The following is a 21,239-nucleotide window of genomic DNA, read 5'->3' as shown; positions in this document are numbered from 1 at the left end:
GAAACAGGCGGCGGAGCTTACAATCCGAAATTGGTCAGCGGTTCGACTGGAAGCGCCGCCATGCGGCTGGCGTTTCTCCCACCACCTGACGGAAAGCCTTGGTCAGATGAGCCTGATCGGTGAACCCGAGCTGTGCTGCGATGCCAGCGACGGTCAGGTTGCTATCTGCCAGCAATTGTTGCGCCAGATCGATGCGCTTCGCCATTTGCCATTGCAGCGGAGTTTTCCCGGTTGTCTGCTTGAAGACATTGGCAAACCAGCTTTCCGACAGACCCACCGCTGCCGCCATTTCGGCGACGCTTAACCGGCGATCACCGCAACTGTCGAACCGTGCGTTCAGCTTGTTCATCTGCGCCATGGTGAGGCGGCCGTAGCCCTGCTTGTTATCCTCGTTCGGTATATCGAGAAGCCCGGTCAGAATGCTGCCGATGAGGTTTTCCGCAAAAAGCCCGTGTTTTACCGGATTGGCTGTTTCATCGACGAGCAGGCGGGCAAGCATTTCTATGGCGCCAAGGTCCTGAATTTCCACCGGACTGCGCATGGCGGCCATGGCCATAGAGGTGCCGAGTGTCGGACTTAGATATTTGAGCAGCCGATCCTTGTGAAAATGCAGGTTCAGGTGCGAAAACCGGTGAAGCGAAACCGTATTCGTCCACATCGGTACGCCAGCGGGTATGTAGATCGCACGCGTCATCGGGCGGTGATGCTGGGTAAGGACGCTGCTGTCGTTCGATATGCGAATGTTTGACGAAACATCCTGAAAAAAGATCATGATGCGGGGATCGTGCGACAGGAAATAGCCATTGGCTCCCGTCTGGCTTTCAGCCTCCCAATAGACACTGACCAGCCCGTCCAGTACGCGCCATTGAACCGGCGCAACCACCCGGATGCCTTCGGCTTGCCAGATCATCGAATGCCAGAAGCCCAAAACGTTCCGATCCGTATGCGACAGCGTTTCATTGGAATTCCGGCTTCATGGCCGGACATGTTTCGTAAGAAATGCGTCGGGATATCGTCGCATTAACATGACTAAAATTATCATCTTTGAAGACGAAGACAAGATAATTCTACCAAAATGCGGGGGAGACGTTGCCCCTATTTCACTCGAGGTCCTCCTGCTCGAAATGTTGGGTAACGTGAATATCGGTTGTTTCCAGACGCCCGGGCCCGAGATTGATGAACTTGTGCGGTATGTTTGCCGGACCGAAGACAACCTGTCCCTCCGTCGCCTCGATCTGTTCATCGCCAACAATGAACAGGGCATTTCCCTGACGGACGATGAAAATCTCGTCATAGGGTGCCGGTGCAGTTTGGGACCATGCCCTACAACATCGGTCGAGAAGAATATGATCGACGCATCGGTGCCAAATCTCTTGCCTTCGACGCGCCCAGACCAGGCATCATCACGCCTCGCCCATTCTTCTCTTTTCAAGACAACGGCTTGTTTCGTCAAAACGGTTCTCCCGGCTTTTCAAGGCACTGGAATTTCGACCCTGCTGTTGGCATTTCCCGATTGGGAACGGAAGGTCAAATTCTAACGAGACCGGAGCGCTTCAACAACCCCATCAGAACCAAGGGCAAAAGCGTGGTGATGAGAATGGCGATGAATGCCATGGCCATGCCGAGGCCGACTGAGCCTTGCTCGAACTGACGCCAGATGAAGATCGAGATGGTCTGCATTCCAACCGGAGCCACCAGTATTGATGCGACGAGCTCACGCGTGGCGACGGCAAAGACGAGCAACATCGCCGTTATCAGGCTGGGGGCGATCAGAGGCAGCATGATGCGCCGGAAAGCGGTAAAGCTGTTTGCGCCGCACACTCGTGCCGCAGCTTCCAGATTGTCGCCGATCTGGTGGAAGGCAGCCGATGCATAGCGGATCGGCTGCGGCAGAAGAATGCAACAATAGGCAAGCAGCAGGATCAGCGGCGTATTGTAGGGCGAGACAGGCAGCATCGGCTGGTTCCATGCCAGAATGAGACCGACTGCGACGACGACACCGGGCAAAGCATTTGGCAGGACGGTCAGTATGTCGAGCCAGAAACGCCCGCGAAAGCGCATCTTCACGACGGCATAGGCGGCAACCGCGCCGAGCAACCCTGTCAGCAGGGCACTCGCAACACCGAGTGACAGGCTGTTGACCAGTGCACGCATGCCACCTGCGCTGTCTTTGGCAATGGCTGCAAAATTGTCGAAGCCGAGGTTCGATGGGGTCAACCCGCCAGATACGGTTTTGGAAAGAGCGGTCGCCAGAATGGCCAGCAGAGGAATGCCGGTTGCAGCAAAGGCGATGATGGCGAACAGAACCACCACCGGAATTGTAAGGGCTCCAAGCGGACGCTTGTCCTTTGCCTGCGGCTTGCCGCCCGTCGTCACATAGGAGCGGCGCGTCAGTATCCAGCGCTGGACGAGAAAGGCGGCCAGCGACAGGCATACAAGCGCCAGCGAAAAGACGGCAGCTCCAGCAAGGTCGATGGGCCAGTCGGAAATGCGCAGATCAATTTCCGTCACCAGAACGTCAAAGCCGGAACGGCGTCCAAGGGCTGCTGGCGTACCGTATTCCTCGATAGCTGCCGCGAAAACCAGAAGAAGACTTGCCGCGAGGCCCGGCGTCGCCAGGGGCAGGGTAATGCGGAAGAAGGAGCGCCACGGCGAAGCCCCGAACACCCGTCCGACATCGGAATAGCGAGCACCAACTGCTTCAATCGTACGCGACACCGCAAAATAGACGAGCGGAAATGTGTTCAGCGCCATGACGAAGCTCATGCCTGCGACCGAGAACAGGAAGGGAGCCAGATTGAACCCGGCGAGCTGCTCAAGATAGCCGCGCGGCTGCAGGGTCATTATCCAGCCAAGCGTGGCGATATAGGGCGGGATCATGAAGGGCACGAGCATCAGCACGTCCCACAGCACGGCGAACGGCACCTTGTAGAGTGCCCGGAACACTGCAAGCGGTACGGCGATAAGGGCGGAAAGCACAACCACCGAAAGCCCGAGCAGAACGGTATTGCCGCTCATGCGCAAAAGCTTCGGGTCTTCAAACAGGGCCGAGAGATGCAGGAAAGGCTCGGCCAGCGAGCCTCTCCCCAGTTGCGGAAAGATCGCCTGAAGGACGATGAAGACGAACGGCACCGCGACGATGAATGCGAGCCCGGCGACCGCAACGAATCCGAGCGGATTGCCAGCCGCCGCACTGCCTGTCTTCATGTCTGCTGATCCTTCAAGAGTTAGTTGCTGGCGGCGAAAGCGGCACCGAATTCCTTCAGCGTATCGTTGCGCTTGCCATAGACGTCCTTGGCGTCAATCGGCAGGATTTTCAGGTCGCCGATCAGCGGGCGATTGGCCGGAATGTCGGTGCGCGACGGCATCAGATAGGTGTCGGCAACCATTTTCTGGCCTTCGTCGGACAGCATATAATCGATGAACTGCTTGGCTTCGTCCTGGTTCTTCGACCATTTGAGGATCATGGCCGGGCGTGGCGCGATCACGGTGCCGGATACCGGGAAAATGACGTCGATGGATTCACCCTTGGCCTTGCCCGCGAGCGAGATGTAGTCGACGGCACCGAACACGGCGGCCTTGGCGCCCTGAAGGACGGGGTTCAAAGCTTCTGCATTGGCACCGGCGACAGTTGCACCATTCTCGTGCAGGTTCCGGAACAGGTCCCAACCCTGTTGCGCCTGAAGGGCGGCAACGAGCTCGAAGGTCGCTCCCGACTGTGCCGGGTCCGGCAGATTGACGAGATCCTTGTATTCAGGCTTGGCGAGATCCGCCCATTCGGCGGGCTTCGGCGTCTTGCTGGCTGGGTTCCACGCGATACCGAGGGCAGAGACGCCCTGCGCGACCGCTGTTTCATTCTTGAGGAAATCCGGCACTTTTTCGGCGTTCGGGCTGGTATAGGCGACCAACCAGTCACGCTTGGCAAAATCGGTTGCCGTATCCCACGAGGCCGAGATCAGAACGTCGACAACCGGATTGGCGGCTTCCGCTTCGATGCGCGCCATGACTTTGCCGGTCGTCGCCTGAAAGACATTGACCTTCGCACCGGTCTTGGCGGTGAAGCCTGCGGCAAGCTTTTCGATCAGGCTGCCCGGACCAGCCGAGTAAACCGTGATATCTGCATAGGCCGCAGTGCTGGCCAGCAAAGCGGTGACAAGCGCAAGCCCCGCGCCGAGAATGGATTTTTTCATGTTTGCCTCCTGAGATATTCCTGATGGAAAGGTCTATTTTGAGAACCAGCGCAGCTGGCTGGCATCGATTGAGATGCCGACAGGAACGCCGGGTGAAAGACGGATGCTGTCGAGATAGGTCAGTTCGTGGCCGTCCTGCTGCGAGCCGATGCGCACTGTGGTCAGATGACCGTCGCCGCGAAACTGCGAGCGCAGGACCGTTGCCGGGATTGCAGCTTCATGGACGGGCACGCTGCGAACCGAGCGCGACGGCAACAAGACATGCGTTGCCTGTCCCGCATGAGAGCCATGGGCGATGTGGATCTCGGTGCGCGCAATCCTGTAGGCGTTTTCACACCGCTCCACCGGGACGACACAGCCGAGCCGCAGAAAATCTGCAACTTCCGGTGTCGTCGGTTCTGCGACAAGCGCCTCGGGGGCGGCGAGCTGTTCGATCACACCGGCGCGCATGACAGCTACCTGATCGGCAAGCGAGAAAGCTTCGCTCTGGTCGTGGGTGACATAGATCGCGGTCAGGCCGAGATTGGCGACAAGCTGTCCGATCTCGGTGACCATGTTTTCGCGTAGTTCGCGGTCGAGATTGGAAAGCGGCTCGTCGAACAATACCAGTCCCGGCTCGGCGACGATGGCGCGGGCAATGGCGACGCGTTGCTGCTGGCCGCCCGACATATCGCTGATGGCACGCTCGCCGAAGCCCGAAAGACCGACGCGGTCGAGTGCCGAGGCAACGCGCTTTTCGCGCTCCGCACGACTGAGGCCGCGCATTTCGAGCGGAAAGGACACATTGCCGAAAACAGTCATATGCGGCCAGAGCGCATAATCCTGAAACACCATGCCGAGATGGCGCTTCTCAGGCGGAATGAACGATCCTGTCTTGGCATCGGCGACGGTGACGCCGTTGATTGTGATCGAGCCCTTGGTCGGGGCGAGAAGGCCAGCCACGAGACGGAGCAGCGTTGTCTTGCCGCAACCGGATGGCCCGAGCAAAGCGAGCGTCTGTCCCTTCGGCAGTGAAAGATCGATATTTTTCAAGATGGTGGCCGTGCCGTAGGCCAGATTCAGCCCTTCGGCCCGAACGGCGACATCCGCTTTAATATTCGAGGAATGCAACATTTTCCCACAATCCAAATAGATTGGGAGCTTCTATTCCGATTGCATGACAGTGGCATGACGCTGCGGAAGCCCATCTTGTTTACCGTTGGGAACCAATCGCCATCGCATCGGTTTGTCCCTTCATGCGACAAAGGAAGGGAAGACGATGAGATTTGGAAAACTTGCTCTTGGTCTGACAGGATTGGCGGTAGGATATGCGCTGACACGGGCAAGTTCGCCGCAAATCCCGCAGGGTATCGTGCCGGTAAAACCCTTCGATCTCACGCGCTATCTCGGCAAGTGGTACGAGATCGGGCGGATTGAAAACCGCTTCGAGCGCGGTTTAACCCGGACGACGGCGGAATATTCATTGAATCCCGATCAAACCGTAAAAGTGGTCAATCGCGGCTTCGATCCATGGAAAGCGCGTTGGACGCAAGCCACAGGAACCGCCCGTTTTGTGCGATCCGCCGACGAAGGCGCGTTGAAAGTTTCATTCTTCGGACCCTTCTACGGGGGCTATAATATCGTGGATATCGATGAAGACGATTATCAGTGGTCGATCATTGTCGGTTCGACGCGGAGCTATTTCTGGGTACTTTCGCGCGAGCCCGAGGCAAGCGGAGAACTGAAGGCGCGAGCGGTCGCACAGGCCCTCCTGTTGGGGATCAATCCAGACACTATTTTGTGGGTGCCGCAATAAGCGCGAAAACCCTGCATGAAAAGGCCCGCCGAAGCGGGCCTTTTGGTTCTGATCTATGCTCCGTATGGCACCCAGATATTCTTCACCTGAATGGCCCGGCGCAGATAATCCCGGCCCTGTCCTTCGGTCTTGTTGAGCCAGTTCGGCAAGCGGCCATTGCTGACCCACGTGGCCTTGAGATTGCCTGCTGACGCCTTTTCGACCATGGCGCTGCCTTCGCGTGAACCGAAATACCAGAGCGCTGCAACGTCATCATGTTCGGCAAGTGTCTTCGTCAGAAGATCGCGTTCGCCGGTGACGATGTTGACCACGCCGCCCGGTACATCGGATGTGTCGAGCACCTGATAGAAATCACCTGCGATCAGCGGATGACGGCTCGAAGGTACGACCACCGTGCGGTTGCCCATGGCAATGGCGGGAAGTATCAGCGAAACGAGCGATAGAAGCGGCGCTTCGTCGGGGCAGACGATGCCCATCACGCCCCACGGCTCGTTCATCGCCAGTGTCACATGACGCGACTTGGTGGAATGAACCGCTCCGTCGAACTTGTCGGCCTGTGCGGCATAATAGAAAATCCGGCGCAGCGCGGTTTCAAATTCCTCTTCCGCTTTTTTCTCGCTGATGCCGGTGTTTTCGATCAGCCGTGCCACGAAATCCGTGCGGCGTGCATCGAGGTTTTCACCAAGATAATAGAGTACCTGCGCTCGGTTGTGCGCCGTCGCCGCGCCCCAGCTTCCGGCCTTGCTTGCAGCTTCTACGGCGTTGCGGATGTCTTTGCGGTTGCCGATGCCAGCCTGACCGATGACCACACCGCCCTTGCCGGTGACCGAATAGCTGTAGCCGCCATCCGGACGTGCCTGCTTGCCGCCAATATAGTTTTTCATCGTGCGGTCGATACCGTCGATGGTGATCTTGTCATCGCCGGAGGGTGAAGCTGATGGCACGAAGGCGTCCGTAACCTTGGCCGAGGGGAGCGCTTTCTCCCAATCGGAAACAAGATATTCGTACATGCCTTCGCGTGCGCCCTCGCGACCGAATCCGCTTTCGCGGTAGCCGCCGAAGCCTGCGCCCGCATCCAGCATGTTGGTGCAGTTGATCCAGACGACACCGGCTTTGACGCGGGCTGCAAGATCAAGCGCGACATTGATGTTTTCAGACCAGATCGACGCGGCAAGCCCGTAGCGCGTATTGTTGGCAAGCGAGACGGCTTCGTCCGGCGTGCGGAAGGTTGTTGCTGCCGCAATCGGCCCAAAAATTTCCACCTGACAAACGGTTGATGCCTGATCCACATCGGTGAAGAAGCCGGGAGCGATATAATTGCCTTTGGCCGGAAGCGGATTCGGCGTCTGCCAGAGCTCGCCGCCTTCGTCGATACCCTTTTGGATAAGATCGGAAATGCGCTTCACTTGACCGGGTGAAACGATGGCGCCGACATCGGTGGATTTGTCCAGCGGATCGCCGACGCGTAAACTTTCGAGACGCTTTCTGAGCTTGGCATAGAAGCGGTCGGCAATGCCTTCCTGCACGAGCAAGCGCGAACCCGCACAGCACACTTCGCCCTGATTGAACCAGATGGCATCGACCACGCCTTCAACGGCGGCATCCAGATCGGCATCTTCAAAGACGATGAAGGGCGATTTTCCGCCCAGTTCCAGCGACAGCTTCTTGCCCGATCCGGCAATCTGCTCGCGAATGACACGACCGACCTGTGTTGAACCGGTGAAGGCCACCTTGTCCACACCATTATGACCGCAGATTTCCGCGCCGGTCGTGCCATCGCCCTGCACGATGTTGACGACACCGGCGGGCAGGCCGACTTCATGGCAGATCTCGGCAAAGGCAATGGCCGAGAGCGGCGTCAGATCGGCGGGTTTCAGCACGACCGTGTTACCGGCGGCCAAAGCTGGTGCGATCTTCCAGGCAAGCATGAGAAGCGGGAAATTCCACGGAATGACCTGACCGCAGACGCCAACCGGCGAAAAGCCCTTGAATTCGTCTTCAACCATCTCGGCCCAGCCTGCATGGTGATAGAAGTGACGGGCGGCGAGCGGAATGTCGATGTCGCGGGTTTCGCGGATCGGCTTGCCGTTATCCATGGTTTCCAGCACGGCCAGAAAACGCTCGCGCTTCTGAATATGGCGCGCGATGGCATAGAGATACTTGGCCCGCTCATAGCCCGAAAGTTTGGACCATTTGCCGAAAGCGGTGCGGGCAGCTTTCACCGCCTGATCGACATCATCCGCATTGCCGCAGATGATGTCGGCGAGCTTGTCACCATTGGCCGGATTGGCAACCGAAATTGCCTTGCGGCCTTCCGGTTTGACGAAGGCCTCGTTGATATAGTGGCCGAAAGAACGGCCATGCTGTTCCAGCCACAGGTTCACATCGCCGTTTGCTTCGGGGGAAGGTCCATATTCCATGGTCTTCAGGATGTCCTTGATGGGTCGCATTGAATTCATTCCTTACGAGCATTTCCAGCAAAAGTGCGAAGCGGTTTTGCGTAGGAGAATGCGAAATTCCAAGTTTAAGCAGCGGCGTGACGGTTGGCGGCGGAGTAGCGCCCGGTCACGAAGTGCTCCAATTGCCGTTCGATATCGCCAAGCATCGACGATGCGCCGATGCGGAACAGATCGGGCTCCAGCCAGCGAATGCCGAGTTCTTCCTTCATCAGCGTGAGCCAGGCCAGCGCGTCCTTCGCGGTCTTGAGGCCGCCCGCGGGTTTGAAGCCGACACTCTGACCGGAAAGCTCGCCATAATCGCGCAGCGCCCGCACCATGGTCAGGCTCACTGGCAAGGTGGCGTTGACGTCCTCCTTGCCCGTCGAGGTCTTGATGAAATCGGAGCCTGCCTGCATCGCCACCATCGAGGCGCGATAAACATTGGTCAGCGTATTGAGATCGCCGGTGGCGAGGATCGCCTTCATATGCGCATCCCCGCAGACTTCGCGCATGGCGGCAATTTCATCGTAAAGAGCCGACCAATTCTGTGTCAGCACATGCTCGCGCGTAATCACGATGTCGATTTCATGTGCGCCTTGCTCGACGGCATAGGTGATCTCCGCAAGGCGGAGCGGCAGCGGCGTCAGTCCGGCGGGAAAGCCTGTCGCCACCGAGGCAACCGGAATGCCGGAACCTTCGAGCGCCTTAACGGCATGGGACACCATGGTCGGGTAGACGCAGACCGCGCCGGTGGTGATGCCTGCATCTGCAAGGCCGAGTGCTTCCAGAATATCCTCGCGCACCGGACGGCGCGCCTTGGCGCAGAGCCTGCGCACGCGGCCCGCCGTGTCGTCGCCTGCAAGCGTCGTCAGGTCTATGCACTGGATGGCGCGGATGAGCCACGCCGCCTGATATTCCTTTTTCACCGAACGGCGGGCGCTAATCGTGGCGGCACGGCGCTCGGAAGCGCTGCGATTGACGGATACATCCTCAAACCATTCCGGCTTGAGCGGTGTCCCGTTATTGCGGGGGAGGGCTTCGGTCATTTCATTGTCCGTTCGTGGGTTCAATTACGTTCAAGTGCGATCAGGCACGTTCGGTCGAAGGGGCGTGATCGCGGCAGAACGTTTCGAATTCTTCCTGGCTGGCATAGGCTTTCTGCGTGCCCGGCCGGGTGATGGAATGGGCCGCATAAAGAGCGGCCTTGCGAAGCGAGGCTTCCACATCGCCGGTCCCGGCGTAGAAGCGGGCAAAGGAGCCGATAAAGGCATCACCCGCGCCTGTCGTGTCTTTCGGTGTGACCTTGACTGGTGGAATATTGACGATTTCGCTTGCCGTAATCATGCGCGCACCGCGTCCGCCGAGCGTGACGATGACGGTGCGGATGCCGCGCGCGATGAGCGAACGCGCAGCGGTAATGATTTCATCGTCCGTGCCGGTCGGCAGGCCGGAGAGGATCGCAAGCTCGCTCTCGTTCGGCACGAGAAAGGTCACCTGCCGGATAAGTTCGGGGTCAAGATCGGCGGCAGCAGGCGCAGGATTCAAAATGGTTTCGATGCCGTTTTCAGCGGCGAAAGCGATGGTGTGATAGACGGTCTCGACCGGAACTTCCATCTGCATCAGGATGAGGCCGCACGCTTTCAGATCGTCCGCAGCCTTGTCGACTTCGGCAGGCAGAAGATCGGCATTGGCGCCCTTGACGATCAGGATCGAGTTTTCACCCGATGGTTCCACGAAGATGGGTGCTACACCGCTCGACTTGCCGGAAACCTTGCGCACATGGCGCGTATCGACGCCGAACTCGTTCAGGTTGCGGATGGTATTGTCGGCAAAAATATCGTCGCCCACACGCGTGACCATCATCACATCTGCGCCAAGGCGCGCGGCAGCCACGGCCTGATTGGCGCCTTTTCCACCACAGCCGATTTCAAATGTCGGGGCTTCCAGCGTTTCGCCGGGGCCGGGCATACGGTTCACATAGGTGATGAGGTCCACCATGTTGGAGCCGACCACTCCGATCTTTCTGGTCATGAGACGTTCCTTTGAAATTTCAGAGTGCCTTGATCGAGGCTTCAAACTGCTCGGCGGCGGTTGTATCGAGATAACCGACGCGCACGGGGAAAACGGCGCGCTCACCCGATGCCAGCACCTGCACATTGTTCTTGGCCTTTTCCGCCAGATAGCCTTCCGGCTCGCAGGTCGAGGGCAGGGCAAAGGCTGCAACCTGGGCATCGCCGTTCACGAGAATCCAGCGCACGGTTTTTGGGAAGATTTCGGTCGGGTAGGAAATGCCAAATCCGTCGCCCTCGGGAAGCTGCATCATCAGATGGGTGTTGCCTTCGGCATCTTTCGGCAATCCGCGAATATAGAAGACCTGCTCGGGATCGTAGCGCTCCGGTTCGTCCAGCACTTCCATCGCGGCTGGATCGGTGGCCAATTCGTCGATCAGCGACAGGTAATCATCATTGGGCGTAACGTGGCCGGGAACGGCTGTGCGAACCTGCACGTGATCCGGCGTATAGGGCACTGGCTGGACGATCCGCGCGCCTTCCGCATAGGCAAAATTGACGTGGCACATATACATCAGCTCCATCGGAGCGGATGAGAGGTTTTCGACATCCATGGTAATGTCGAACAGCGTTGCATCGGCGTAAAGGCGGACACTTGGCCGTGCCAGATAATGCGCGCCAAAGCCCATCACATATTCATATTCGCTGGTGATTTCGACGAAGGCGCCGCGCTCGTCATGGCCAAAGAGAAGGCCGGCCTTGTCCATTTTCGCGCAAGCCATTTCGCCATGCAGAAGATGATTGTCCTGAGGCGAAGGACAGCCATTGCGCAGGATGCCGCTATGGAACGCAAAGCAGCCGTAGGTCTCGACGATGGTCGTTGCCGGGCGCGGCATGGAGAAGCTGTTGCCCATGGTCAGATCGACGCCGTCGAACTCCGCGCCCCAGATCATCTGCCCCATGAAAGGCAGCACGATGAGATTGCCGCGTTCGTTCTCGACCAGCAGCGCCTCGATGCCGCTTGGATAGCGAAAGGCGGTGACGCTGAGGCCATAGGTATTGGCGACGACATGCGGCTGTTGGACAAAATCCTGACGGCGAAGATGAAATTCGATGTCCTGCATAAGGGATCACCTGCCCTGATTGCGCGATGCGTTGATCGCAATGACGAGAATGAGGAAAGCGCCCCAGATGAAATCGATGAGGTGGTTGGAGAACCGCATCATCTGGAAGCCGGAGGAAAGCAGCATCAGTGCAATCAGTGCGATGGCAATGCCCAACACACGCCCCTTTCCACCCGCCGGATTGGTGCCGCCGAGAACGGCGATCAACACGGCTTGCAGCAGATAGGATGCGCCATAGTCCGACTTGGCGGCATTGGTGCGGCCCGAAAGGATGATCCCGGCTATGGAGGCGAGCACGCCGGTGAGCATGTAGGAATAGAGGATCATGCGATCCTTGCGGATACCGGCAAAGGCGGCTGCACGCGGATTGGTGCCGATCAGCATGAGATTGATGCCGAGCGTCGTGCGTGTCAGGAGAATTGCCACGACGATGCACACGGCGATGAACAGCAGGAATGGCGTGGCGATGCCGAACAGCTTGCCATTGCCGACCCAGTTCCACGCATCAGGGAAGCCGACGATGGCCGGGCCGCCTGTCAGAACCAGTGCCAGCCCCATCAAAACCTGTCCGGTGCCGAGTGTGGCAAGGATTGGCGTGATGCGGAGTTTGGCTATGAGCAGGCCGTTGATCAGTCCCGATAGCAGGCCGATCAACACGGCAAGTAATATGCCGATGATGGTGTAGAACAGCATGCCGGAGCCCGACGTCTGCGCTGCCTGCACCATGGACGAATGGAAATAAACCCCGGCCATGATACCCGCCAGATTGGCGATGCCCACCACCGAAAGATCGATGCCGCCTGTCAGCATGGCAATCATCATGGCGACGGAGAGGATGCCCAGCTCCGGCATGATGTAGCTGATGGATTCGAAGTTGTAATAGCGCAGGAACTTGTCCGGGTTCATCCAGGTCATCAGCGCAAAGACCAGTACGGTGATGACGATGAGCTGGATGATATTATTGTCTCCGCCAAGGATGCGGCGCATGTCGAAAGACTGTTTCATGTCGCGTTCTCCCCTCAGGCGATACTTTTGCGGTCACGCCATGCGGTGATGGCTGTGGCGACGATGATGATGAGGCCGACAACGACGCGCTGCCATGTGGTGTCCACCTTCATGATGATGAGCGAGTTCTTGACCATGACGAGCATGAAGACGCCCATCAGCGTGCCGAGAACCGTGCCCCGTCCGCCGAAGATCGATGCGCCGCCCAGAACCACGGCTGCGATCACGTCCAGTTCAAGCCCGACGAAATCGCGCGGATTGGCAAGCCAGATCATCGAGGAATGCAGAAGCCCTGCGAAACCTGCCAGTGCACCGGCCACGCAATAGACGAAGAAGATCGTGCGGCGGGTATTGAAGCCGACACGCTTTGCCGCTTCCGGTGAGCCGCCATAGGCATAAACGCTGCGCCCGATCATCGTATAATTGAGGATCAGGTGGATCAGCAGCGCTAGCGCCAGATAGACGAGGAACATTGCGGTCAGGCTAAAGGCTGTTCCGGCGGCATTGGTCAGCGAAACAACATCCGTCTTGCCAAACTCGATCAGCTCCTTCGGCATCTTGTTGATGTTAACGGTGCTTGTACCCACCAGACCAAGCACCAGCCCGCGCACGATGGAGCCAGTACCGAGCGTCACGATCAGCGGGATCATCTTGAAACGATGGATGATGAAGCCGTTGAATGCGCCAAGCAGCAGGCCGATCAGCGTTGCTGCCACAAACGGAATGAGCACGCCGTCATAGCCGAGATAAACCATGGCGCGGACGGTCAGATACATGGCCGCGATGGCAAAGGCGGTGAAGGAGACGTCGATGCCGCCGGAAATCATCACAAGCAACACACCGAGCGCCATGATGCCGATCACGACATTGGAACGCAGAAGGCCGAAGATATTGTCCAGCGACCAGAATGCCGGATTGATGAGGCCGATAATAACCATGGCCGCGAACAGCACGCAGGCAATGATGAATTCGGTACTGCGAAAAAACTTCATGTGCCGGTTCCTCAATTCAGCGTCTTGAGCCGGTCATTGACGGCATCTTCGGTCATGGTTTCACCGGAAAGTTCGTCGACGAAACGTCCGCGATGCATCACCAGCACACGATTGCAGTTCTGCACCAGCTCGGGCACATCGTCGGAAATCATCAGGACGGCGAGCCCTTCATCACTGGCGAGCTTGCGGATGATATTGTGGATCTGTGCCTTGGAGCCGACATCGACACCGACGGTTGGTCCATTGAGGATCAGGATTTTGGCACCTGTCAAAAGCCAGCGTGCCAGCACCACACGCTGCGCATTGCCGCCCGACAGGTGATTGACCGGCGTATGCGGACCGGGGGCAACGATGTGCATCGCCGAAAACATGTCGCGGGTTGTGGTGTCAGCTTGTCTGCGGTCGATGAAGAGGCCGCGCACGAATTTTTCGATGGAAGTGACGATGATGTTGCGCTCGATCGATTGCGTCAGGAACAGGCCTTCCGTCAGGCGGTCTTCCGGCACATAGGCGACGCCGCAGGCGATCCCTTCCTGAACTGTCTTTGGATGAACTTGCCTGCCGTCGATACGAACAGTGCCGGTGAAATCCGGCTTCATGCCGAAGAGCGCGAGTGCGAGTTCCGTGCGACCGGAGCCAATCAACCCGGATATGCCGACGATCTCGCCCGCATTGAGAGTGAGGCTGGCATTTTCCACCGACCCCGGAACAGAAAGGTTCGTGATTTCAAGGGTCGGATTGGCTGGAGCGCCTTCACGCGGGGTCCAGTGATAATGGTCCGATGTGAGTTCCTGACCGGTCATCGCGCGGGTGATCGACGGTTCGTCGAAATCGGAAATCGGGCCTTCGGCAACCTTCTTGCCATTGCGGAAGACGGTCAGCCTTTCGCTGATTTCCAGCATCTCGCGCATCTTGTGGCTGACGAAAAGCACCGCGATGCCTTGTGCCTGAATATCGCGCACGATCTTGAACAGTGCATCGACTTCATGCCGCGTCAGCGCGGTGGTCGGCTCGTCCATGATAATGAGGCGGGCGTCAGCCATGACGGCGCGCGCAATCGCCACGATCTGCTTGCCTGATGTCGGCAGGCTGTCCACATCCGCATCGAGGTCGATGCTGACATCGAGCCGCGCCAGCGCCTTCTGTGCTAGGTCACGCACGCGCTTCCAGTCGACGCCCTTGCGGCCTTCGATAAGAAAAGTATTGATTGCCAGATTTTCAGCAACCGTCAGGTTCCCGAACAGCGAGAAATCCTGATAGATCACCTGAATGCCGTGGTGAACCGACTTGACGGGGTCAAGTTTGCCGACTGATTTGCCGTCGATCAGTATCTCGCCGTCTTCCGGCGTGTAGACGCCCGACATGACCTTGATGATGGTGGACTTGCCGGAACCGTTCTCGCCCGCGAGACAGTGGATTTCGCCGGGCTTGATGGCAAAGGAAACATCGTCCAGCGCCCTGACGCCACCGAAACGTTTTCCGATATGGCGCAGTTCGATCAGGTTTTCATTCATATGGGGGCCTCGTGCAAGGCTGGAATGCGATTTGTCCGATAGGAGGGGCAGGAAGCCCCTCCCGTCAGGCAGCCATGGATATCAGAAGTCGTACTTATCCATGTTTTCCTTGGTCACACCGACCCAGCCTGCACCATAGAGCAGGTTCGGCTTGGCAGCGTCAGGCGCCAGCAGGCTTTCATAGCCCGGCAGACCCAGATTGAGACCGGCCTTGATCTGGTCGTTCTTCTTTTCAAGCGCTGCGACGGCCAGCATGTTCATGGCATAGCCCGCAACTGCCGGGTCCCAGAACTGAATATATTGAACGTCGTCATTCTTGATATATTCGCCTGCGACCGAAACGAGACCGGTGCCCGCGAAGAAGACCTTGCCCTTGAGGCCGCCTTCGGCGATCAGGCGTCCGGCACCGGCAGAGGTCGGCATCGGCGCACCGAGGATGCCCGTGATGTCCGGATAGGCGGTCATCGCTTCCTTGAGCTTGTTATAGTCGGTGTTGGCATCGTCATAGGTTTCGAGACGGCCAGTTGCTTCCGACATTTCCGGGAAATTGGCCTTCTGGTATTCGACGGCACCGTCGATCCATTCCATCTGCGACTTGGAGGTCAGGCTGCCGACGGTCGTGACATACTTGCCCTTGCCACCCATCGACTTGCCGAGTTCCTTCATGAGATTGGCGCCATAGGCCTTGTTGTCGAAGGCTTCGATGTCGTAATCGACGTTCTGGATGTTGGAGGCTTCATGGCTGATGACCACGATGCCACGCTCACGCGCCTTCTTCAGAACCGGCTCGACGGCTTCAACGGAGAACGGCACGATGGCGATGGCGTCAACGCCCTGCGCGATCAGGTTTTCGACAATCTGCACCTGTGCCGCGGCATCCGCCTGGCTCGGACCGACCATCCAGACATCGTTGCCGGTGTCTGCCTTGAACTGGTCGACGCCGTCGCGCATACGGTCGAACCATGCAATGCCATCAACCTTCACGACGGTTGCGATGGTGTATTTCTTGTCATTGGCAGTGGTAATCAGTTCCTTGTTGATCTTCGACGTATCAACGACGCCTTCCGCGAAAGCGTGCGGAACGGCTACGGACATGGCAATCGCCACGGATGCTAGAAATTTTTTCACCGGTGTTTCCTCCCAAGACGCATCTCCAAAGCGCTGACCGGTTCGGATAGATGCGCATTACTCCAAAATTTCGGAGCTCCTTCAGCGTATTCGACCAGAAGAAACTCCGAACTCCCTGTCCCGCCGCGCCATTGGCTGCAGTAGGACGATGCTGACGCTGACGCACCCTGGAACGGTAGGGCGCGTCAGCGTTCTCCTCCATGCCCGGCTTCCCGGCCGGGCGAAAATTCGATCTGTTTTCCCGCCTGTCTGACGTCCTCGAAGAACGGAATTCTGTTCGAGGCGTGCAAAACCCTGTTGTTTTATCCTCCCAACAATGCGAATTATAATGTTACAATCCGATCATTATGTTTGGATCGTTTCACATTTATGTTCGGCCTGTCAAGATCGGATGATCGCATTGCGTGAAATGTGACGGACGTATAAACGGGTGAGCGGATCGCAAGGATTGGGGACAGCGTGAGCAGAATCAGCCGGAAGGAAGAGCGGATTGCCGAACTGGCGGCGCTGGTCGATGACGTTGGCGTGCTTCGCCTGCGGGATGCGGCAGCGCGTCTTGGCGTGTCGGAAATGACGATTCGCCGCGATATCGGCAGCGATGGCGGGATGCTGAATTGTTTGGGTGGTTACATTATTCCCACGCAGGACGGTGTGAATGGCGATTATGTCTTTGATTTTGAAAAAGACAGCCATGCCAATGCCAAAGCGCAGGCTTGTGCCGCAGCGGCAGCGTTGATCGAACCCTATGATACTGTTTTCATAGATTGCGGCACGACAATGCCGCACCTTGCTCACCGCATACCGCAGAACCAGCATATTACGGTTGTCTGCTACGCTCTCAACATTGCGGAAATCCTGTCGCAGCGCCGTGATGTGCGGCTTATTGTTTTGGGCGGACTTTATCACCCGGAAGCGGCGTCGTTTTCAGGGGATGAGGGGATCGACGTCCTGAAGCGCGTCAACATCAACAAAGCTTTCCTGTCGGCTGGCGGCGTCGACGAGCAGCACGGGGTTACGTGTTCACACTTCCATGAAGTACCGATCAAGCAGATGGCGATGCTGCGCGCTGTCGAAAAACATCTCGTCGTCGACAAGAGCAAATATAGCAAGGTTCGCGCGGCGCGCTTCGCGGGCATAACCGACTTCACGTCGATTGTGTCGGGCTAGTTCATTTTTTTCGGATCAGCAGGCCTTCCAGAAGCTTCCGGAATGCCTTGACGGCCCGCTTCGATGTGGCCTCGGGATCGTCTGAATTGGCAATCCATTGCGCCGCAGCACTGCTCGCCGCATTGATCAGCCGCGCGGCGGCTTCCGAGTCGATATCGACGATGACACCTTCTTCATGCAATGCGACGAGGCTGGTCGTTATCGTGCGGATACAGCCATTGGCGCTCGGCCAGCTGGAGGGATCGCCGAACACCGCCGGTCCGTCGCGAAACATGATGCGCTGGATTTCCGGTTCCAGTGCCATTTCGATATAGGCCGTATTCTCGTCGACAAAGCCCTGCCAGCGGTCGGGTGCCTTGGCGGAAATCGTGCACAGCCTTGCGGCCATCTCGCAATCGATTTCGTTGATTACGGCCTGCAGAAGGCCTTTCTTGTCGCCGAAATGATGATAGAGCGCGCCGCGTGTCAGCCCGGCAGAGGCTGTAAAATCATCCATCGAAGCCTCAGTGTAACCAACGGTCCCGAAAGCCTTGCGGCCCGCAGCCATCAGCTTCGTCCTCGTTTCAGCAATCATTTCGCTTCGCGGTTTACGCATCATGATTCCTTTTATTTGCATACGCTGCGTATATTAGTTGACATACGCCGCGTATCAATTATTTAATTAACATACGGACCGTATGCAAGTGTTGTAATTTCCCCTTTCAAGGACCCACTCCGATGTCCAATCCATATAGAGAAATTTTCAGCGCCCCAGGCGCTATCGGCTTTTCGGCGGCGGCCTTTTTCGCCCGTCTTCCCATCGCGATGGCCCCTGTCGGCATCGTGGCCATGCTTGCGCAGACGCACGGCGAATATTGGCTGGCGGGCGCGGTGTCTGCCACTTTCGCGCTCACGAATGCATTCATAGCGCCGCAGATTTCACGCCTTGTCGACCGTTACGGACAAAGCCACATCGTCATGCCTGCCACGGTCGTTTCGGTGATAGCCTTCGCCTTTCTGCTCGTAGCGACAAATCAGGGCTGGGCAAACTGGACATTGTTCGTCTCGGCATTTTTTGCCGGTGCCATGCCCAGCATCCCGGCCATGGTAAGGGCAAGATGGACGGAAATTTTCCGCAATCGCCCCGAACTGAACACCGCTTTCGCATTCGAGTCGGCGGCGGATGAACTGGTCTATATTTCAGGCGCTTCCCTTTCCGTGGCGCTGGCGGTGTCCCTTTTCCCCGAAGCGGGGATGCTTATCAGCACGGCTTTTCTGGCCGTGGGCACGATCGCCTTCCTCCTGCAGCGCTCCAGTGAACCGCCAGTTCGTGCGCTCGATCAGGACAGCCCGCAACGTTCCGCTATCTGGTCGCGTCCCGTTCAGATCATCACGCTGGCACTTATCTTCGTCGGCTCCACCTTTGCGACAGCCGAAGTCAGTGCTGTGGCGATCACAAGCGAGCTTGGTCAGCCCGGTGCGGCCAGCCTTGTGATCGGTGTCTATGCCATCGGTTCGTTTCTTGTGGGGATAACGCTCGGTGCATTGTCGCTTCGGATGCCTCTGCAGCGCCAGTTGATGATTGCCGTCAGCGTGCTGGCACTGACTGCCTTGCCATTACCCTTCGCTGGCACATCGACCACGCTTCTTGCCGTGGCGGTGTTCGTCAGCGGTGTTGCGATTTCTCCGACATTCATCACGGCCTTCGGCCTTATCGAACGCCGCGTGCCTGAGACTATGCTGACCGAAGGCATTACCTGGGTCATGACGGGCATCGGCATCGGAATGGCGTTTGGTGCGTTCGTTTCCGGTTGGGTGGTCGACAATTTCGGTGCAGCAAACGGCTTCTGGGTTTCTGTTGTCGCCAGCCTCAGCGCGGTCGCAACCGTCGCGCTTGGTCAGGCCAGCCTGTCCGGCACGCGGGAAGCAGTCGAATGCGACGCGCTGTGCGCAGCAGAAGCGGCAGAGTAGCTAAATAAGGACGAGCGGGTAGGGCCCGCTCGTCAATCTCCGTAAATACGGTCTTCAAGCGGTGTGGAAACGATCAATCCCTTCAATCCGGCCAGCATGGCTTTCTCGGCCTTGTTGAGATTGGTTTCCGGATTGTGGATCAGGAAAACATCGATAGCGGGCGGGTTATCGTAAGGCGGCAAACGCCAGAGAAGGCCGTCATCGATCTCGCGTCGCGCCACATGCAGCGGAAGCGGGCCGATACCAAGGCCGGTAATGATCATCCGGCGCACTTCTTCAAGGCTCGACGAGGTGCCGACGACATCCGGTGAAAGCCGCGCCTCACTGCGCAGCAGAGCTACCGGGCGCAGCGCGTCAGCAATGTGGTCGGTCTGGAATGAAACCGACGGTTCTCCCTTCAGATCGGCAAGCGTCAACCCGGACTGGCCGAACATCCGGTGTCGGGGGCCGCAGAAAAACCCGAAGAACTCACGATAGACCATGATGTAGTCGAGCGCGGGATCACGATTGCTCACCAGCCCAAGACCGAAAGAAGCGCGCTTCTCCCGAACCAGTCGCGCGACTTCGGTGCTGGCGGATACATTGATCGTCAGCGTCGCTCGCGGGTGCTGTTCGTGAAAAAGTTCAAGCGCCCGGTCGAAGATCGGCGAAACAATGTGACTGGCCACCGATATGGTGACATGGCCGGTTACATCGTCACCGACCCCACGCACAAGCTGCGGCAGTTGCGAAATAGCGCCGAAGACTTCGATGCTCTGTTCATAGAGCAGTTTGCCGACTTCGGTCAGCTCAAAATGGGTGGCGTCACGCTCCACCAGTCGCTGGCCGATGCGGTCTTCCAGCCGGCGCAGCGCATTGCTCACACTTGGTTGCTTGAGATTGAGCCGTTCCGCAGCGCGGGTGATGCTTTTCACTTCAGCAATCACCACGAAACTGCGCAGAAGGTTCCAGTCCAGATCCCAGACAAGGCGCTCGGGGCGGTGCAGCGACATGGCTTTATCCATTCATGAAATCTATGCAATCCATTCCCATTATCTATTTGCGAAATGAATCCATAAAAGCAATCATGAAAATTGGGAGGCATCAAATAGCCTCAAGAAAAACAAACAAGAGGAAGTCGGGAACAGCATGTTTAACAAATTCACGGGTTTCATTGCCGCTGCTGCGATTGCCGCTACCGCAGTTTTTGCGGTTGCGTCCGCACAGGCGGATGATCTTGAAAAGATCAAGGCATCGGGCGAACTGAAGATCGCCATGAGCGGCCAGTACCCGCCGTTCAATTTCGTCAATGAGAAGAACGAGGTCGTGGGTTTCGATGCTTCCATCGGTTCGGCGATTGCCGAGCGCATGCAGTTGAAGCCACAGCTCATCACCACCGCATGGGACGGTATCGTTGCCGGTCTTCGGGCGGGGAAGTTCGACACGGTGGTCGGCTCCATGACGATCACGCCGGAACGCGAGAAGGCAGTGGACTTTGTGGGACCATATTATCACGCGGGCCGCGCGGTTTTCGTGAAGGAAGATTCCGCCGTTCAGAAGCTCGACGATCTCAAGGGCAAGACACTGGGCGTAACGCTTGGTGAAACCCATGAGAAGTGGGCGCGAGAACAGGGTGGCTGGACCATTCGCACCTATAAGGGTCTGCCGGAACTGATGCTTGAACTGAATTCGGGTCGTGTCGACGCCATTGTCGTCGACAACATCCCGGTCATGGTGGCGATCAAGGAAACCGGACAGAAAGTCCGCAAGCTCGATACGCCGGACATTGAAGGCGGCAGCGTTGCAATCGGTATCGCCATTCGCAAGAACAATCCCGAGCTGAAGGCAGCGATGCAGAAAGCTCTCGACGAGATCATGGCCGATGGCACCTATGAAAAGATCTCGATGGAATGGGTCGGCAGCGACATTCGCTGATACGTCGTCATTC

The 21,239-nt window shown here is 57.7% G+C and carries 18 protein-coding genes and 1 pseudogene; 4 read left to right on the top strand and 15 right to left on the bottom strand.

The genetic code is table 11. From position 1 onward, the window contains the following. Window positions 1-34 precede the first annotated feature (34 nt). The 5 genes and pseudogenes from OHI65_RS03645 to OHI65_RS03625 form a co-directional block, all read right to left on the bottom strand. Window positions 35-928, bottom strand: a complete 894-nt coding sequence (locus OHI65_RS03645; protein WP_040128488.1) for a helix-turn-helix domain-containing protein — start codon at window positions 926-928, stop codon at window positions 35-37. Window positions 929-1,100: 172 nt separating this feature from the next. After that, window positions 1,101-1,453, bottom strand: a pseudogene (locus OHI65_RS03640) (cupin domain-containing protein). Between the two features lie 74 nt (window positions 1,454-1,527). Beyond that, window positions 1,528-3,207 carry an ABC transporter permease gene (locus OHI65_RS03635; protein WP_125300841.1) on the bottom strand — a complete coding sequence of 560 codons (1,680 nt, stop codon included), beginning with the start codon at window positions 3,205-3,207 and terminating at the stop codon, window positions 1,528-1,530. A 20-nt stretch (window positions 3,208-3,227) separates the two neighbouring features. Further along, on the bottom strand, window positions 3,228-4,190 hold the full coding sequence (locus OHI65_RS03630; RefSeq protein WP_125300840.1) for an ABC transporter substrate-binding protein: 963 nt from the start codon (window positions 4,188-4,190) through the stop codon (window positions 3,228-3,230). Window positions 4,191-4,223: 33 nt separating this feature from the next. Then, window positions 4,224-5,303 (bottom strand): ABC transporter ATP-binding protein, encoded by a 1,080-nt coding sequence (locus OHI65_RS03625; protein WP_125300839.1) that lies wholly within the window; start codon window positions 5,301-5,303, stop codon window positions 4,224-4,226. A 145-nt stretch (window positions 5,304-5,448) separates the two neighbouring features. Here OHI65_RS03625 and OHI65_RS03620 point away from each other — a divergent pair, with 145 nt between their 5' ends. Then, the gene (locus tag OHI65_RS03620; protein WP_125300838.1) at window positions 5,449-5,985 is read left to right on the top strand and encodes a lipocalin family protein; all 537 of its coding nucleotides are present in this window, start codon (window positions 5,449-5,451) and stop codon (window positions 5,983-5,985) included. A 53-nt stretch (window positions 5,986-6,038) separates the two neighbouring features. Here OHI65_RS03620 and OHI65_RS03615 read toward each other — a convergent pair whose 3' ends face one another. From OHI65_RS03615 to OHI65_RS03580, 8 genes are all read right to left on the bottom strand, one after another. Continuing rightward, window positions 6,039-8,435: an aldehyde dehydrogenase family protein gene (locus OHI65_RS03615; protein WP_185757989.1), complete on the bottom strand. Its 2,397-nt coding sequence runs from the start codon at window positions 8,433-8,435 to the stop codon at window positions 6,039-6,041. Window positions 8,436-8,509: 74 nt separating this feature from the next. Continuing rightward, window positions 8,510-9,469: a deoxyribose-phosphate aldolase gene (deoC, locus tag OHI65_RS03610; RefSeq protein WP_125300837.1), complete on the bottom strand. Its 960-nt coding sequence runs from the start codon at window positions 9,467-9,469 to the stop codon at window positions 8,510-8,512. Between the two features lie 40 nt (window positions 9,470-9,509). Further along, entirely contained in the window at window positions 9,510-10,454 is a 945-nt protein-coding gene (gene rbsK / locus OHI65_RS03605) for a ribokinase (RefSeq protein ID WP_125300836.1), read from the bottom strand. A gap of 19 nt (window positions 10,455-10,473) precedes the next feature. Then, a complete protein-coding gene (locus OHI65_RS03600) occupies window positions 10,474-11,556 on the bottom strand; it encodes an aldose 1-epimerase family protein (protein ID WP_125300835.1) in 1,083 nt (360 codons plus the stop codon). Between the two features lie 6 nt (window positions 11,557-11,562). After that, complete coding sequence (locus tag OHI65_RS03595) at window positions 11,563-12,561, bottom strand: ABC transporter permease (RefSeq protein WP_125300834.1); 999 nt, start codon at window positions 12,559-12,561, stop codon at window positions 11,563-11,565. A 14-nt stretch (window positions 12,562-12,575) separates the two neighbouring features. After that, window positions 12,576-13,553, bottom strand: a complete 978-nt coding sequence (locus OHI65_RS03590; protein ID WP_011982590.1) for an ABC transporter permease — start codon at window positions 13,551-13,553, stop codon at window positions 12,576-12,578. Between the two features lie 11 nt (window positions 13,554-13,564). Further along, on the bottom strand, window positions 13,565-15,067 hold the full coding sequence (locus OHI65_RS03585) for a sugar ABC transporter ATP-binding protein (RefSeq protein ID WP_125300833.1): 1,503 nt from the start codon (window positions 15,065-15,067) through the stop codon (window positions 13,565-13,567). Window positions 15,068-15,148: 81 nt separating this feature from the next. Then, window positions 15,149-16,195, bottom strand: coding sequence for an autoinducer 2 ABC transporter substrate-binding protein (locus tag OHI65_RS03580; RefSeq protein ID WP_011982592.1), 1,047 nt, complete (start codon window positions 16,193-16,195; stop codon window positions 15,149-15,151). 459 nt (window positions 16,196-16,654) lie between these two features. On the opposite strand from OHI65_RS03580, the gene OHI65_RS03575 reads away from it, so the two are divergent. Continuing rightward, a complete protein-coding gene (locus OHI65_RS03575; RefSeq protein WP_125300832.1) occupies window positions 16,655-17,362 on the top strand; it encodes a DeoR/GlpR family DNA-binding transcription regulator in 708 nt (235 codons plus the stop codon). A 1-nt stretch (window position 17,363) separates the two neighbouring features. On the opposite strand, the gene OHI65_RS03570 is transcribed toward OHI65_RS03575, so the two are convergent. Continuing rightward, a complete protein-coding gene (locus OHI65_RS03570; protein WP_125300865.1) occupies window positions 17,364-17,957 on the bottom strand; it encodes a TetR/AcrR family transcriptional regulator in 594 nt (197 codons plus the stop codon). Window positions 17,958-18,079: 122 nt separating this feature from the next. Here OHI65_RS03570 and OHI65_RS03565 point away from each other — a divergent pair, with 122 nt between their 5' ends. Beyond that, a complete protein-coding gene (locus OHI65_RS03565) occupies window positions 18,080-19,312 on the top strand; it encodes an MFS transporter (protein ID WP_125300831.1) in 1,233 nt (410 codons plus the stop codon). A 32-nt stretch (window positions 19,313-19,344) separates the two neighbouring features. On the opposite strand, the gene OHI65_RS03560 is transcribed toward OHI65_RS03565, so the two are convergent. Further along, on the bottom strand, window positions 19,345-20,304 hold the full coding sequence (locus OHI65_RS03560; protein WP_125300830.1) for a LysR family transcriptional regulator: 960 nt from the start codon (window positions 20,302-20,304) through the stop codon (window positions 19,345-19,347). A 136-nt stretch (window positions 20,305-20,440) separates the two neighbouring features. On the opposite strand from OHI65_RS03560, the gene OHI65_RS03555 reads away from it, so the two are divergent. Then, on the top strand, window positions 20,441-21,226 hold the full coding sequence (locus OHI65_RS03555) for an ABC transporter substrate-binding protein (protein ID WP_125300829.1): 786 nt from the start codon (window positions 20,441-20,443) through the stop codon (window positions 21,224-21,226). Window positions 21,227-21,239 lie beyond the last annotated feature (13 nt).

The organism is Brucella sp. MAB-22, from assembly GCF_025908475.1.
Classification (GTDB): Bacteria; Pseudomonadota; Alphaproteobacteria; order Rhizobiales; family Rhizobiaceae; genus Brucella; species Brucella anthropi.
The sequence above is the reverse complement of the archived record's forward strand: the minus strand, read 5'-3'. Positions and strand labels throughout refer to the sequence as shown.

What these genes read in the sequence shown, in the direction of transcription:
- OHI65_RS03635 (WP_125300841.1), bottom strand. Translation starts at nt 3,207, where the DNA reads ATGAAGACAGGCAGTGCGGCGGCTGGCAATCCGCTCGGATTCGTTGCG.
- OHI65_RS03630 (WP_125300840.1), bottom strand. Translation starts at nt 4,190, where the DNA reads ATGAAAAAATCCATTCTCGGCGCGGGGCTTGCGCTTGTCACCGCTTTG.
- OHI65_RS03625 (WP_125300839.1), bottom strand. Translation starts at nt 5,303, where the DNA reads ATGTTGCATTCCTCGAATATTAAAGCGGATGTCGCCGTTCGGGCCGAA.
- OHI65_RS03620 (WP_125300838.1), top strand. Translation starts at nt 5,449, where the DNA reads ATGAGATTTGGAAAACTTGCTCTTGGTCTGACAGGATTGGCGGTAGGA.
- OHI65_RS03615 (WP_185757989.1), bottom strand. Translation starts at nt 8,435, where the DNA reads ATGCGACCCATCAAGGACATCCTGAAGACCATGGAATATGGACCTTCC.
- deoC (WP_125300837.1), bottom strand. Translation starts at nt 9,469, where the DNA reads ATGACCGAAGCCCTCCCCCGCAATAACGGGACACCGCTCAAGCCGGAA.
- rbsK (WP_125300836.1), bottom strand. Translation starts at nt 10,454, where the DNA reads ATGACCAGAAAGATCGGAGTGGTCGGCTCCAACATGGTGGACCTCATC.
- OHI65_RS03600 (WP_125300835.1), bottom strand. Translation starts at nt 11,556, where the DNA reads ATGCAGGACATCGAATTTCATCTTCGCCGTCAGGATTTTGTCCAACAG.
- OHI65_RS03595 (WP_125300834.1), bottom strand. Translation starts at nt 12,561, where the DNA reads ATGAAACAGTCTTTCGACATGCGCCGCATCCTTGGCGGAGACAATAAT.
- OHI65_RS03590 (WP_011982590.1), bottom strand. Translation starts at nt 13,553, where the DNA reads ATGAAGTTTTTTCGCAGTACCGAATTCATCATTGCCTGCGTGCTGTTC.
- OHI65_RS03585 (WP_125300833.1), bottom strand. Translation starts at nt 15,067, where the DNA reads ATGAATGAAAACCTGATCGAACTGCGCCATATCGGAAAACGTTTCGGT.
- OHI65_RS03570 (WP_125300865.1), bottom strand. Translation starts at nt 17,957, where the DNA reads ATGCGTAAACCGCGAAGCGAAATGATTGCTGAAACGAGGACGAAGCTG.
- OHI65_RS03565 (WP_125300831.1), top strand. Translation starts at nt 18,080, where the DNA reads ATGTCCAATCCATATAGAGAAATTTTCAGCGCCCCAGGCGCTATCGGC.
- OHI65_RS03560 (WP_125300830.1), bottom strand. Translation starts at nt 20,304, where the DNA reads ATGTCGCTGCACCGCCCCGAGCGCCTTGTCTGGGATCTGGACTGGAAC.
- OHI65_RS03555 (WP_125300829.1), top strand. Translation starts at nt 20,441, where the DNA reads ATGTTTAACAAATTCACGGGTTTCATTGCCGCTGCTGCGATTGCCGCT.